The 14306-nt window shown below is 62.4% G+C and carries 15 protein-coding genes; 7 read left to right on the top strand and 8 right to left on the bottom strand.

Translation table 11 applies throughout. From position 1 onward, the window contains the following. The first annotated feature begins 3 nt into the window (after positions 1-3). Positions 4-1341 (top strand): hypothetical protein, encoded by a 1338-nt coding sequence (locus AC5O5R_RS06465; protein WP_172228328.1) that lies wholly within the window; start codon positions 4-6, stop codon positions 1339-1341. Between the two features lie 500 nt (positions 1342-1841). Here the strand turns inward: AC5O5R_RS06465 and AC5O5R_RS06460 are convergent, their stop codons facing one another. From AC5O5R_RS06460 to bamJ, 8 genes are all read right to left on the bottom strand, one after another. After that, the gene (locus tag AC5O5R_RS06460; RefSeq protein ID WP_172228330.1) at positions 1842-2372 is read right to left on the bottom strand and encodes a hypothetical protein; all 531 of its coding nucleotides are present in this window, start codon (positions 2370-2372) and stop codon (positions 1842-1844) included. Between the two features lie 130 nt (positions 2373-2502). Next, a complete protein-coding gene (locus AC5O5R_RS06455) occupies positions 2503-2685 on the bottom strand; it encodes a hypothetical protein (RefSeq protein ID WP_172228332.1) in 183 nt (60 codons plus the stop codon). Then, positions 2678-3199: a hypothetical protein gene (locus tag AC5O5R_RS06450; RefSeq protein ID WP_172228334.1), complete on the bottom strand. Its 522-nt coding sequence runs from the start codon at positions 3197-3199 to the stop codon at positions 2678-2680. The genes AC5O5R_RS06455 and AC5O5R_RS06450 overlap by 8 nt, the downstream gene beginning before the upstream one ends. After that, entirely contained in the window at positions 3192-4859 is a 1668-nt protein-coding gene (locus AC5O5R_RS06445) for a primase-helicase family protein (RefSeq protein ID WP_172228336.1), read from the bottom strand. Before AC5O5R_RS06445 ends, AC5O5R_RS06450 begins: the two co-directional genes overlap by 8 nt. 106 nt (positions 4860-4965) lie before the next feature. After that, entirely contained in the window at positions 4966-5199 is a 234-nt protein-coding gene (locus tag AC5O5R_RS06440; protein ID WP_172228338.1) for a helix-turn-helix transcriptional regulator, read from the bottom strand. 154 nt (positions 5200-5353) lie between these two features. Further along, positions 5354-6580, bottom strand: a complete 1227-nt coding sequence (locus AC5O5R_RS06435) for a tyrosine-type recombinase/integrase (RefSeq protein ID WP_172228340.1) — start codon at positions 6578-6580, stop codon at positions 5354-5356. A 265-nt stretch (positions 6581-6845) separates the two neighbouring features. Beyond that, positions 6846-7286 carry a YkvA family protein gene (locus AC5O5R_RS06430; RefSeq protein ID WP_172228342.1) on the bottom strand — a complete coding sequence of 147 codons (441 nt, stop codon included), beginning with the start codon at positions 7284-7286 and terminating at the stop codon, positions 6846-6848. 291 nt (positions 7287-7577) lie between these two features. After that, complete coding sequence (gene bamJ / locus AC5O5R_RS06425; RefSeq protein ID WP_172231590.1) at positions 7578-8330, bottom strand: BamJ family beta-barrel-assembly machinery protein; 753 nt, start codon at positions 8328-8330, stop codon at positions 7578-7580. A gap of 270 nt (positions 8331-8600) precedes the next feature. Between bamJ and AC5O5R_RS06420 the strand changes: the two genes are divergently transcribed. From AC5O5R_RS06420 to AC5O5R_RS06395, 6 genes are all read left to right on the top strand, one after another. Next, positions 8601-9338 carry an AraC family transcriptional regulator gene (locus tag AC5O5R_RS06420; protein ID WP_172231593.1) on the top strand — a complete coding sequence of 246 codons (738 nt, stop codon included), beginning with the start codon at positions 8601-8603 and terminating at the stop codon, positions 9336-9338. Between the two features lie 204 nt (positions 9339-9542). After that, positions 9543-10616 carry an SDR family oxidoreductase gene (locus AC5O5R_RS06415; protein WP_172231596.1) on the top strand — a complete coding sequence of 358 codons (1074 nt, stop codon included), beginning with the start codon at positions 9543-9545 and terminating at the stop codon, positions 10614-10616. Positions 10617-10619: 3 nt separating this feature from the next. After that, positions 10620-11876: an aspartate aminotransferase family protein gene (locus tag AC5O5R_RS06410; protein ID WP_172286187.1), complete on the top strand. Its 1257-nt coding sequence runs from the start codon at positions 10620-10622 to the stop codon at positions 11874-11876. Positions 11877-11885: 9 nt separating this feature from the next. Then, positions 11886-12329: a type II toxin-antitoxin system RatA family toxin gene (locus AC5O5R_RS06405; RefSeq protein WP_172233569.1), complete on the top strand. Its 444-nt coding sequence runs from the start codon at positions 11886-11888 to the stop codon at positions 12327-12329. 4 nt (positions 12330-12333) lie between these two features. Next, positions 12334-13479: an acyl-CoA dehydrogenase family protein gene (locus AC5O5R_RS06400; RefSeq protein ID WP_172286188.1), complete on the top strand. Its 1146-nt coding sequence runs from the start codon at positions 12334-12336 to the stop codon at positions 13477-13479. Further along, positions 13476-14303: an SDR family NAD(P)-dependent oxidoreductase gene (locus AC5O5R_RS06395; RefSeq protein WP_172229449.1), complete on the top strand. Its 828-nt coding sequence runs from the start codon at positions 13476-13478 to the stop codon at positions 14301-14303. Before AC5O5R_RS06400 ends, AC5O5R_RS06395 begins: the two co-directional genes overlap by 4 nt. The last annotated feature ends 3 nt before the right edge of the window (positions 14304-14306 follow it).

Below are 14306 nucleotides of genomic sequence, written 5' to 3'. Positions count from 1 at the left end.
GACATGGGCGGTGGATCAGGCGGTGGCGGCAGCAGCACTACGGTACAAAAGGCCGACCCGTGGGCAGGTGTGCAACCGTACCTGTCCGAAGCCTATGCCCGCGCCAACGGCCTGTACGGCGGTGCCGGTCCCCAGTACTACCCTGGCCAAGCCGTAGCGAGCCCCAACTACCTTGAGGGCATGGGCCAGAACCAGACAATGGCAAACATGGGCATGATGGGATTGGCTGGCCAGAACGCGTTCGGTGCCAGCCAGAACATGATGACTGGTGCCCAAAATCAATTGGCCAATGGGCAGCAGCTCCAGGGCAACGCCACCACCAACATGCAGAACATGGCACAGTACCTCAACGGTGCCACCCCGTATGGCATGTCGGCACTCGACTCCATGCTGTCCCAAGCCACGCAGGCATCTGGCGGTATCGGCACAGTCAGCAACGCTGCTGGCCAGTTGGCAGGCTACGGCACCAGCGGTGGTATCCAGGCTGGCCAGTCGGGCACCATGAACGCCATGAACCAGCTGATGGCAGCTGGTAACCCAGCGAACAACCCGTACTTCCAATCGGCTGTGAATTCGGCAATTCGCCCGGTGACCGAGAACTTCAACGAGCAGGTCATGCCGGCCATCCGTCAAGGCGCTCAAGCTGCAGGGCAGATGGGTTCCAGTCGACAGGGCATCGCCGAGGGCATTGCGGCCCGTGGCTATCAAGACACGGTCGGGGATATTTCCGCGAACATGGGTAACGCAGCGTACGCACAGGGGCTGCAGGCCATGAACAGTGCTGGCCAGCTGGGTCAGGGCCTGACCTCGCAGGGCCTCGGCGCACTGAGCACAAGCGGTGCCCTTGGCCAAGGCCTGGCTGGCTTGTCGGCCAACAGCCTGGCAAACGCTGGCAGCCTGTCGCAGGGCATGACCGGCATGGGCGCCAGCCTGCAATCGCAGCTCGCTAGCCTTGGCCAGAACGGGCAGGAGAACGCGCTTACCAACCTTGGCCGGTCGCAGGCGCTCATCGGCGATGTGCAGGGTGGTCTGGCCTACCCTGGCAGCCTGATGACGCAGATGGGCCAGCAGAACACGGCGGATCAGCAAGCGCAGATCAACGCAGGCATGCAGCAATGGAACTACAACCAGAACCTGCCGTACTCGATGATCAGCGATTACCTACAGCTGCTGCAAGGCGCGCCCGGTAGCCAGACTACGCAGCAATCAGCGGGCGGTGGTAGCCGGCTCAGCGGTGCGCTGGGTGGCGCTGCCTCTGGTGCCGCACTGGGTTCCTTTGGTGGTCCGATGGGTATGGGGGTCGGCGCCGGCCTCGGTGCCCTGTATGGCCTGTTCATGTAAGGGGGTGGCACATGTCGTCAGGACCAACGCCGCAGATAGGCGAGAACGCATCGCGCGAAACCAAAATCTGCCAGCTCTTGTGCCGCCTCCGTAGGGATGTTGAGGACGGCCCCGGCACCGAGACTATCAAGGCTCGGCGCCGTGCTGCCCTCCGCGGGATGCAGGCAGCCATTTGGGCGGTGGAGCACCGCAGCAGGGTAGATGTGCTGGAGCAGGACCTGCGCGCCGAGCTGTTCGGGCTGTCGCCTGACGCAAGCACGCGCGTGGATGACGAATGACTGTGCCATTCCGGCACATGTGGAGGTGAGTGATGATCGACAAACGTGACGGTACGAAGCACCAGCCGGTCCCTAGCAAGGACCAATACTTTCCTCAGTCCGGGCGGCACCAGGATGGCAAAGCCAGCAGTGATACTGGCTTCGGCACTGACAAGGGGAAGCGAGGCAAGTGAAGGTCGGAAGGCCAAGGATGGCCTATTTATCGCCGCTCGATCAGCCTCGCTAGGCTGTCCGATACGCTTTGTTTAGGACCGCGTATAACTCTTCCCTACCCTGAAGGATTTTGAGACGCCACGCTTCCAGTTCCGTTACTTCGATTAGGTCGTTGTTTCGGGAAGAATAGCGGTGGTATTCACTGATGAGCGTGCCGAACTCCCTCAGCTTTTTTTGCTGCTCGGCATATCCCAGCAGAAGCAACCTGCCCTCGCTATTCGTGAGTCCCTTGAACAGGTGGAAAAGCTCAGTTCGAGCATCAGTAATCGTCTGCTCCCGCTCCTTGGTGATCTCCCGCCCACTGTCGACGCTGCGAGCCCAGTCAACAATGAAGGACCAATGTTTCAGCAGCGCATGAGTGGCTTCTTCTACGGCAAGCGTAACACTCTCCAGGATTTCCACGTTTTTGGCGTGCCTGTCCTTCTCCGCATTTTTTGCATGGCTCAACCGGTTATTCACCAACGTCGCGAGCCCAGTCACAACAGCACCTAAGCCGATTTTGACTGCAGTATCGGCTATCTCAATCCAAGTAGTAGGCACCGCTGCCCCCTCATCGACTGCAGAAACTCGGGATGATAGCGGTGCTGATGTGCAAAGGGAATCGATAAGGGGAGCACGGGCTAGTGCGCCCGCCTGGCCCCTTTGTCTATGTGATTGCTTGCCCTCAAGTTCAACCTGGAGTACTTGAGCCCCTGGGCGCCAACGGCTGTGCCAGGGTCGCCACGTAATCAGGGTCGCACATGTCCAGGATGTCGTCAGCGGCGCGCATTCGGACGGTGACCGGACGGGATTGGTTACGGGCGATGGCCACCAGTGCGCGAACTCGTTCAGGGGTGATTGGTTGGTCAGTCATTGTCGTTGCCCTCTTCGTGATCGATTACCAGGCCGCGTTGCTGCGTGATTTCCTGGAGCAGTTGCAGTGCCTGATCGTCGGTGGTGATCTGGTTCGATACATCGCGCTCCAGGCGCAGCTGCGACTGCTGTGCCTGGGCGGACAGCGCGGCCAGCACAGCGAGCAGGTGGCTTTCGTCGGAGCCCTTGCGCTTCGACTCGGCCGTTTCCGACTCGACCTCACGCGGCTTACCGACACCGTGGGCAAGCACATCGTTGCGCAGGTCACGCCGCAGACGTGGGTCGGTCGCCGGGTCGAGAGCCTCTTCGATGCTCTTGCGCATCATGATCCCAGCCCACTCAGCGGCCAGTATCTGATTCTCCAGCCGCACCTGCTTGAGCTTGGCCCGGTGGGCAGCAGCATCATCGACGACCTGCTTCGCAGCAGCCTTTTCGATTCTCCTGGCGGCAGAACCGTACACCTCCAAGCTGAACGAAACAGGTCGGTTCACGGTGCTGGAAATTGACTCACTCATGGTCATTACCTCCATGGGGCGGCATGCCATCTGGCGGTACGCCCGCTTCTAGATACTGGTTCCATACCGCTGCCGGCTGACGGTCCCACCAATCGTGGTTGGTCCAGCACCATACCTTGGTAGTCGGGTTGCTCGATGGCTTGCCGTCAGTGCCGGGCTTGAACAGCTGTTTGAAGCCGAGCGCCTTGAGGATCTTTGGCAGCGTCTGTGGAGTGATGCTGTAATCCCTCATCAGTTCAGGGTGCAGCCGCTGCAGTTGCTGGTAGATGCCCAGACACCGACCGATCTGCAGCGCAAAGGCACCCTCGCGCGCCGCGGCGCGCTCCTCCAGGAAGCTGACACCGTGCCCACGGGCGGCAAGTTGCATGTCCCGGGCCGCTTCGGTTTCCTGTGCTGGTGCATGGGGGTCCCACCCTTTAAAGTCCCAGGTGGCCAGCACATTGGCGAACACGCCCGCGCCCGGGCCGTCAATCCACGCCACTAGCTCTTCGTAGTAAGCATCTGGTTTGCGCGGTGCGAGACAGCGCATGACATTGATGCGCCCCTCGTTTCCGGTCAGCGGCAGCGCGTCGTCGTGGTTGGTGGTCAGGATGTAGTGCACAGTGTTGCGGACCTCACGGGCGGGCCTTCCCTTCGGCTCGATGACGACGCGCTCGGCGGAGACCCGGTTCTTGAACACCTCGAAGTTCGCCCGGTCCTTGCCCACCAGACGTACCTCATTGAGGAAAGCGATTCGCCGGTCCAGCAGCGCGTCGTCGAACTTGCAGGTAAGCAGTTTGCCGTCGCCATCCGTCAGCACCATCGACTGGCCGAACACCCGCGCAAGCAGCCGGCCGACCAGGTTCTTGCCGATCCGTCGATTCTCGGAATACAGCAGCCAGGCAGTAGGGATCTTGTCGTCAGGGTGTTGATACAGCCACGCCAGCCAGGACACGAACCGCACCGCCGTCGGCGCGTCCCCGTCCGCCAGGTACAGCAGGTGGTCCCATAGGATCGACATGTCATCGAAGGTGGCTGCCGTTGTGCGCTCCGCCATTTCCAGCTTGCGGATGTGCCATAGGTTGAACACGTCCCGGTCATCGTCACTTTCCGACAGTGCTGTCGGTTCCATTACCAGGTACATGACGACGCGCCGTTCGTGGCCTTTCCACTCCCACCAGATTTCGCCAGCTGGGAGCGATTTCCATTCGATCTTTTCACCGTCGATCTTGGCGACTTGCTCGATGGTGCCGTGACGGCTCTGGATTTGATGTTTCATGCCTTCTTTGGTCAATCGGCAGCCGCGCTTGATGTAGTAGGCATAGACCGCACCGTCTGCAGTCACGAGGATGAAGTCCTCACTGATGTAACGCAGTATCTCGCGCGACTCAGGGTCTATGTCGCCCACTTTGATTGTGGATCGACCGCCTTCCTTAGGGACCATCTTGATCACCGTGGCAGCAGGTGCCGTTGACGATGCTTGCTTGCCCTGCGCTTCAATGCCTGCTGCCACACTGGTCGGATTTTCGCCGAATTTGTGAACGGTGCCGGGCACTACGGACTGCTCGTTGGCTGCTTGGGTTGTCCCAAGAATGGTATGAGGCTTATCGTGTTTTGGTGCCCGTGAGCACAGGGTGCGCAGGTCAAACCCGTTCGCGAGCAAATCAATATCAGCGTTCACGGCGCGCAAGCTTGCGCTCGCAGAACTTGTTATACTATTACCCATCGGAATCACCTCTTAACCCTGGCTGGCTCTAACCCACGCCGGGGTTTTCTTTGCCCGTCGGTTACGCATGCTGCGCAGGGCGCTGTTCAGCCACGCGGGCCGCGATCCAAGCCTGGACTTCTTCCAGAACGAACCGTGATTTGCCTGCACGCCCGTCGCTACGACGCGGTCCCACGCATATCGGGGACGGAAAACCATCGGTTTTGATGAGCACGTAAAGGGTGCGCGGGTTCTTGTAGCCGAGCAGATCGGCAGCAGCCCGAATATCGATGAGGGTGACGTGGGGAGTAGACATGACGGGAACCTCGTAACAAGTCGGCTGGACTGTTCGTGGCGGTTCCCGTGAGTAGAGGGTGCGCGTAAGTTACTTCGAACTCTTACTTAACTACATACCAAAAAATGCACACGCAATACAACAAAGTAAGTGCTGCCGTTCGTCGCTTGGGCTGTCAAGCTTGTGCTTGGGAATCCAACCAATCGGACCACTTCTGTGCAGCCTCGCGCCGCTGCGTTTCCAACTCTGCACGCATGTAGGTATCGCCCAGCGCGCCCGGCACCCGATGGGCCAGCATCAGTTCCAAGGTCATCTGATCGACGCCGAGTTGCTCATAGGCAATCGACTGGAAGCTGGCACGGAAGCCATGAGCAGTGATCTGCCCGCGCTTATACCCCAAGCCGTTGATTAGCGCGGACAGCAGGCTATCTGCCTGTATGTGCCCAGCGGCATTGCCTGGGGACGGGAACACATACCCCCTGCCCTCACACTGCTCGAACAGCGTCCGCAGGATGTGGACCGATTGCGACGCAAGCGGCACAAATTGGATCTTGGGTTTGCCGTCCCTGCCCTTGGTCTTGGTGATGACGTAACGCCATTCTGCCGCGTCCAGGTTCACGTCACGCCAGTGCATCGCGGCCAGTTCAGCAGGACGGCAGGCGATGCGCACCAGCAGCCGCAGCGCGTTGCCTACTGATCCGTTGGCTCCCTCATAAGCATCAAGCCGGCGCATCAGTTCACCAAGGTCTGCGTACTCGGTAGGCTTGGTGAAAGCCGGATGGCTCTCAGCGGCATGATCCGGTAGCAAACCACTCTTGCCCTCAGCCACGTTGCGAGGCACCAGGTCAAGCAGTTCCGCGTACCCCAGCACAGACTTGGTGACGCCCAGCGCATAGCGCGCCATGGTCGGCTTGCGTTTCAACTTCTGAATGATGGTATCGACGTGACTGACCTTGATATCAGCAACAGGCAGATCACCCACGACAGGGTAGATGTGGTTCTCCAGTGCCCGCCCATATTGCTGCAGCGTGCTGGCCGCTAGCTTGGTCTTGGTGGCAAGGTAGCGCTCGGCCACGACCCGGAAAACATGTTCCTGCGCCAGCACCGCTTCCCGCTTGGCCCCCTCAACTGCCTCACGCTTGGCATCTATCGGGTGCCTGCCTTCGTCGATCAGCCCCCTCGCCCGTACCGCTTCATCCCTGGCTTGCTTGAGCGACGTTTGCGGGTAGGCACCGATGGTGTAGCGGTTCTCCTTACCGTCCAGGCGATACTTGAGCCGGAACACCTTTCCGCCCGCCTTGGAGATCTCCAGGTAAAGATACCCGCAGCCCTCGCCACCTACCCGGTGCTTGCCGGGTTTCTTCAGTGCGTCGATCTGCAGGGTAGTGAGCTTGGCGGACATGGGGGCATAGCCTCTCTGGCAGGGGGCAAATTACCCAGCCATTATGCCCCTTTCTGTAGTGATTCCAATGACCAACACGGAACACCACATGACAACGCGATACAACGCAGGCCCCATACAACAAGGCATTAAGAGCATCAGGCCGCTCTAATCCGGCACATGTAGAGGCGCTTCGCCTTCCCGCATGTAATCCGTAGGCATAACCCTTATGCCAATTATATTACCAACTCCGGGGTCTGTGCAGTTGCGGTAGTTATGGCCGGTTTCACGGCGTATTACGCTCCAGCCGCAGCGCTTCCGGGGTAGCCGGCAAGCGCTCGACCACCCGCAGCCGCTCGGGTGCCTGGCTGTCGCGCCAGGCCTTGAAGCGCGCCAGTTCGTCGGCCACGGTCTTCAACACCCAGCCCAGCACGGCGATGTCGTCGAGGAAGCCCACGCCCAGTATCCAGTCGGGGATGGCATCGATAGGGCTGACGAAATACAGCAGTCCGGCGACGATGGTGACCAGCGCCTTGGGGCTGATGGCGCGGTATTCGCCACGCCACCAGGCCAGGCACAGCGACTGCAGCAGCTTCACATCTTCGCGTAGCTGGCCCAGGCGTGGGCCTTTACGCGCCACGGCAAACAGCAAGGCCGGCAACCGGCCGCGGCTAAGCAGGCGCTCTGCCAACGGCAGGAAACGGGCGAAATTCCAGGGACCGCTCATGGAGCCTCCAAGAGGAAAGGTTATCCACATTTATTGTGGATAACCTTGTGAACAGGGCGAATTTTCTGACCTCAGGTGCCTGTCAGGCAAGGGTCCCGGTCAGATCGGGCGTTTTTTACACAACCGTTTCACACCGTGGTGTGTACGCCGCAAACGGTTGGCGTTACAAGCATCCTGCATCTTCAAGCTGCACTTTCTCGGACAGTATCAACAGTCGGGGGTTCGACCAACCCGCCAGGCAAAAACACAAACGCCCCGTGAGAACGGGGCGTTTGCTGAAACCAGCCAGTGTTACTTGGCAGGCTCTTCGGCAGGGGCTTGCGCCTCCGGCTCGGCGCCTTGCAGCTGGGCCGGATCCTTGATGGCGATCAGTTCCAGGTCGAAGACCAGCACCGAGTTGGCCGGGATCAGCGGGCTTGGGCTTTGCGCGCCGTAGGCCAGTTCAGCCGGGATGAACAGCTTGTACTTCTCGCCGACGTGCATCAGTTGCAGGCCTTCGACCCAACCCGGGATCACGCCACTGACCGGCAGGTCGATCGGGCTGCCGCGCTCGACGGAGCTGTCGAACACCTTGCCATCGGTGAGCTTGCCTTCGTAGTGGACGGTGACCACGTCGGTCGGCTTGGGCTGCGGGCCGTCGGCCTTCTTGACCACTTCGTACTGCAGGCCCGAGGCGGTGGTGACCACGCCAGGCTTCTTGGCGTTTTCCTCAAGGAACTTCTTGCCGGCCGAGGCAGCTTCTTCGCTGGCCTTGGCCAGGCGCTCCTCAGCGCGTTTCTGCAGCGAGGTGAAGGCCTCTACCAGCTCTTCATCCTTGATGCGTTGCTCTTTCTTGCTGACGGCGTCTTCGATGCCGAGCGCGACTGCTTTCGAATCAAGGTCTTCCATGCCTTCCTGAGCCAGGCTCTTGCCCATGTTCAGGCCGATTCCGTAGGAGGCTTTCTGTGCCGGAGTCTTCAGCTCGGGGCTGCTGGCCTGTTGATCACAGCCAGCCAGTACCAGGCCAACCAGGGCAACCGCAGCCGCCAAACGATGCTGTTTCATGTGATTTCCTTGTTCATGCGCCATAAGGGCAATCAGGGTAGAAGCCGCGAGCTTATCAGGCGTCCCCAACCCATGGCTACCGGCATAAGAGCAGGAAAAGCCTGATTAGTTCCACCCCTGCCAGCCCTGCCCCACAGCCCTAATTAACGCAAAAGATAGTTCGTTACGCTTTGTATCGACCAAGATATACCATAACGCTATCATCTGCCGCTTTCAGGATACTGGCCCGGGCGCGGCCAGGCTATCTAGAACGGGCTTCAGGGATGCACAATGAGATGGGATGGCGCAGTAACCTTCGGTGATTACTGGCTGGGCTACACCGGCCAGACTGACCAGACCGCTGCCCATGCCCACGTTGCCATCCAGCTGTGCATCGGCTTGAGTCTGGACATCACGGTGGAGTTCGGCGAAGAGGTGGTCACTGCCCCAGGGGTATTGATCGGCCCCTCGGTCAACCACCGTTCGCTGCCCAACCCTGGCCGGGTCGCCTTCCTCTATTTCTATCCCGACGCACCACTGGGGCGTGCGCTGAAAGCCTTGCTCGACGAGAGCGGCAAGGCTGCGGTGAGCGCCGACATCGTCGATTGCGTGCGTCAGGCCGCCAACTTCCATGATGTGGTCGCCGCTCTGGAACTCAAGCTGGTCCCCCCGGAAAGCTTCGACCCACGCCTGTCCAACGCCCTGCACCTGCTGCGCGAAGACTGGGCCGGTATCGGCGCGGTGTCGCGCGCGGCCAGCGCGGTGGGCCTGTCCAGCCCGCGCCTGCGCTTCTTCGCCACCCGCCAGATGGGCGTGCCACTGTCGCAGTGGATCATCTGGCGCAAACTCGAACGTGCCTGCCACGCCCTCGCCCACGACGCCAGCCTCAGCGATGCCGCCATGGCCGGCGGCTTTGCTGACCAGGCTCACCTCACCCGCATGATGCGGCGCATGGTCGGCATGTCGCCGAGCCGCGTTGCAGCCGTGCTGCGCAATACAAGCGATTCATTCAAGAATCAGCAGTTCTAAATCGCCATCATCCCCTCCAGCCCGCGCCACCCGGGGTCTCCACCTCCAGGCGCAGGGCCGCTTGCCGGCCGCCGCCCGTGAGATACAGGCGCACAGGTCGGCTTTTTTAATCGTTCCGATCCTTGGCCCCCTTGCGGCTGCCAGGCAGACGGGCGCCATGGCACATGCCACTTCACCCACCTAGTAAGCAAGGAGTGCTAGCCCATGTCAGGACCCTCGCGGCTGACTGTTTTTCTCACCGGCGGTGCCGGCGTGCTGGGCGATACGTTGATCGACCAGTTGGCCGAGCGTTATCACCTGGTGTGCCTGACCCGCCGTAGCAGCATCAGCCACCCCGGGGTCGAGACCCTGCGCGGTGATATCTGCCAACCGCGCCTGGGCCTGTCCAGCGCGGACTACCTGGCGCTGACCAAGCGCGTCGACTGGGTCATCCACTGCGCAGCCATCACCCGCCTGGACGGCCACGCCGAAGCCGTGTTCTCGGTCAACTACCAAGGCACCGAGCAGGTGCTGGAGTTTGTCCGCGACGCCGACGTGCCGCTGTACCACGTCAGCACCGCCTTCACCCACCCCTGTGACTACCACCCCGGGGTAATGCCCTCGACGCCATACGAAGTGGTCAAGCGCCAGGCCGAAAGCCTGGTGCGTGAGGCCGGCGTACCGGTTTCGATCTTCCGCCCGTCGATCATCATCGGCGACAGCCACAGCGGCCACATGCCGACCCTGCAGGGCTTTCACCTGACCATGGGGCTGATGATGTCAGGCTACCTGCCGATCATCCCCTGCCCGGAAGACGGACGCGTGGATGTGATCGCCCGTGATGTCGCGGCAGCCGGCATTGCCAGCGCCCTGGACCAGCGCCTGATCGGTGACGACTACTTCCTTACCAACGGCCCGCAGGCGCTGGACATTCGCACCCTGCTCGACCTGATGTGCGCGCAAATGCAAGACCAGGGCAAGCCCTTCCAGCGCCCGCGCTGCATGAACCCGGATATCTACGAACGCCTGGTGCGTCCGGTGTTCCTGCCGGCCCTTGAAGAGAACATCCGCGCCGCCCTCGGCCGGGCGACCCAGCTGTGCCGCTACGCCAGCCTGCTGCAGCCGCTGCCCAGCTCGCTGGAGCAACTGCTGCCTGCCCGCCACCTGGCCTGCCGCTCGCCACGCCAGGAACTGGCCCTGACCCTGGCGCGGCTGTCGCCCAAGCTCTCGGCCATGCAACGCATGCTGAAGATTCCGGCAGCGGCCGAGCGCCGCGCCGAACCGGTCCTGGAGGCCTGACCGATGAACAGTTTCATCCCCCTGCCCCAAGGGCTTGATGCCGAACGTGTGCGCGCGCAGTACCGCGACCACGTCAACGCCGGCTATGCGCGCCTGGCGTCGATGATGAACCTGCCCATCGAGGTGAGTGGCGAAGGTGTCTACCTGTTCGACATGGACGGCAACCGCTACCTGGATGCCGGCGGCTACGGCGTGTTCCTGCTCGGGCATTCACACCCCCAGGTGGTCGAGCGGGTGAGCCGGCAGCTGCACAGCCACCCGATGGCCAGCAAGCTCATGCTCAACCCGTTCCAGGCCCAGGCTGCTGCGGCCCTGGCAGCGGTATGCCCACCCCCGCTGCAATACGTGTTCTTCTGCAACTCCGGCACCGAAGCCACCGAGGCGGCGTTGAAGCTGGCCTGGCTCAACGGCTGCCAGCGGGTGATCTCGACCCACGGTGGCTACCACGGCAAGACGCTCGGCGCGCTGGCTGTGACCGGCAGGGCGCTGTATCGCTCACCGTTCAGCGAGCGCCTGGGTGACAGCCACTTCATACCATTCGGTGATGCCGAGGCGCTGCGCCTGCAACTGCAGGCACAGCCTGAGCGAGCCTGCGTGATCCTCGAACCGGTACAGGCCGAAGCCGGGGTGATCGTACCCCCGGCCGGCTACCTGCAGCAGGTGCGCGCGCTGTGCGACCAATACGGTGCAGTACTGATTGCCGATGAAATCCAGTCAGGCATGGGCCGGACCGGGCGCTGGTGGGCTTGCGAGCATGAGGGCGTGGTACCCGACATTCTGCTGGTCGGCAAAAGCCTTTCCGGCGGTTGCGTGCCGGTCAGCGCCATGGTCTGCACCGCCGACATGCAGGCGCCGCTGAACCGCAACCCGCTGATGCACACCTCCACCTTCGGCGCCAACCCACTGGCCATGGCCGCGGTCATGGCCACCCTCGAAGTGATGCAACGCGAGCAACTGGTGGCGCGTGCCGAGGCCCTGGGGCAACGCCTGCAACTGGGCCTGCAGACGCTACTGCGCCAGCACCCCTGCGGCAGCCAGGTGCAGCTGCGCTGCGCCGGCCTGTTGCTGGGCCTGGAGTTCGCCGATGCGGGGCTGGCGGCAAACATGGTCATGCACCTGATCGACCAACGCATCGTGGTCAACCATTCGCTCAACGATCACCGGGTAATTCGCCTGACCCCGCCAGCCCTGTACAGCGACAGCGACGTTGAGTGGCTGCTGGGCGGCTTTGCCCGGGCCATTGCCCGCACCTTCGAATAGGACACCGTAATGAAAGAAGTCAGCCTGAACGCCCATGTTCCCAGCCAGAGCGCCGAACAGGTCTACGCCGCCATCAGCAACTTCAGCGTGTACCCGCAGTTGTGCGAATCGGTGCGCAACATCGAGATCGAGTCGATCCACGAGCACGAGGTGCTGAGCAACTGGGAGGTGAACTTCCACAGCGGCATCCTCAAATGGCAGGAGCGCGATGTCTTCGACCCCGCCAACCTGCATATCCATTTTCGCCAGACCGCGGGCGACATCGACCACTTTTCCGGCTCGTGGCAAGTCAGCGAAACCGCCGAAGGCGCCAGCATCGCCTTCCGCTCCTGCTTCGACCTGGGCTTGCCGATGCTTGCCGACATGCTCGACCCGGTTGCCCGGCAAGCGATCCGCGACAACATCAGCGCCATCATCCATGGCCTGTTCCCGAACAGCCAGATCAAGGATTGATGCCATGCCCTTGTCACTCCTGCAAAACGCCAGGCACGCCCTGCAACGCTTTGCCCCAGGCTTTGCCAACCTGCTGAGCGAATTGCCGTTCGAACAGCGCGAGGCTGCAGGCAGCCCGGTGGTGGACTGGTTCAAGCATACCGGCCCGGTTGCCCTGCTGGTGCCCAAGGCCAGCGGGGGCCTGGGTGCCAGCGCCCGCGAAGCGCTGCACGTGCAGCTGGCCCTCGGTGCCCTGTCGCCCTCGCTGGCCGTGGCCAGCACCATGCATCAGTTTTCCGTGGCGAGCCTGGTCGCCGTGGTGGCCCAGGGCGCAGGCGCCGAAGGCCTGCTGTTGTCGGCCATCGCCCGGCAGCGCCTGCTGCTGGCTTCGGGCTTTGCTGAAGGCGTGCCCGGTGGCGGCATTCTCGATGCCGGCATGGAAGCCGTGCAACTGGCAGACGGCGTGCGCCTGAGTGGCAGCAAGCAACCGTGCAGCCTGAGCACCTCGATGGACCTGCTCACGGCCAGCTTCAGCCGCGCCGGCGAGCATGGCGAAGAACTGATGATCGCGATGATCCCGGCGACCGCACCGGGCATCAGCCACCACCCGTTCTGGGGCAACAGCGCCTTGGCCGGGGCGCAGAGCCTGGAGCTGCGACTGGAGGATGTGTACGTCAGCGACAAGATGATTTTTTCCGCCGGCCTCAAGTCGCAGCTGGGCGATGTGCAGACCATCGGCTTCGTCTGGTTCGAGCTGCTGATCAGCGCCAGCTACCTGGGCGCCTGCATGGGCCTGGTGGAGCGCGCGGTCGACGAGCGCCGCTGGAGCGACCAGCAGCGTGTGCAGCTGGCCTGCCAACTGCAACTGTGCCTGAGCGCCCTGGAAGGCCTGGCGCAGGAAGTGGAGCAGCTGCAAGGCGACGCCGATGACCTGCTGGCGCGCCTGCTGCTGACCCGCTACGGCATCGAGCAACAACTGGCCAGCGCCTCCGACCTGGCCCACCAGATGCTCGGCGGCCTGGCCTTCATCCGCTCGAACCTGGGCTGCGACTGGCTGGCCAGCACCCGCGGCCTGCAGTTCCACCCACCCGGGCGTTTCAGCATGACCGCCAACCTTGACCGCTACCTGCAAGGCGCCACCTTCAGCATTGCCAATGGAGTCACCCTGTGAAACTGCTCAACAAGATCGTCGTCATCACCGGCGCAGCACGCGGCCTGGGCCTGGAAACCGCACGCAAGCTCAAGCGCCAGGGCGCTACCGTGATCGGCATCGACCAGCTCGAACCGCACACCGCGCTGAATTTCGACGCCTACTACCTGCTCGACCTGTGCGACCGCGAACGCCTGGACGAAGCGGCCACCTCGATTCTGGAGCGCTTCGGCGACATCGATATCCTGGTCAACAATGCCGGGGTGCTGACCCTGGAGCGTGGCGAGACGGGGGTGAACGATGACGTGCGCCGCGCCCTCGAAGTGAACCTGCTGGCCCCTTGGCAGCTGACCTCGCGCTTGCTGCCGGCGCTGCTGCGCAAGCACGGCAAGGTGGTCAACGTATCGTCGCTGTTTGCCCTGGTGAACGCGCCCTATGTGGCCGCCTACGCCACCAGCAAGCGGGCCATGAGCGCTTATTCGGACGTACTGCGCATGCAGTACCCAGGCCAGCTCGACGTGGTCACGGTGTTCCCCGGTTTCATCGACACGGCCATCCACGACCCGGCCGAGCGGGTCGGCCTGTCGGTCAAGCGCCTGGTCAGCTTCAAACGTGGCGAACGGGTGCTGCTGTCGCTGGAGGAAAAGCTTGATGACGCCAGCAATGGCCTGGTCCGCGCCTGCACCCAGGCGGGCCTGCGCAACCGCGGCCTGACCTTCCTCGGCAGCGTGGCCATGTACACCGCCCGTTGGATGCCGAGCCTGGTCGACGCCTTCATCAGCCTGCGCCTGCGCAGCCTGAGCAAGGCCGGTCAGCTGTCGCTCAAGCCCGAACTGATCGACTGAGGC

It is taken from the genome of Pseudomonas sp. 8_5_2, from assembly GCF_059295255.1.
Note: the sequence above shows the minus strand (reverse complement) of the source record. Positions and strands in the feature narration are given on the sequence as shown.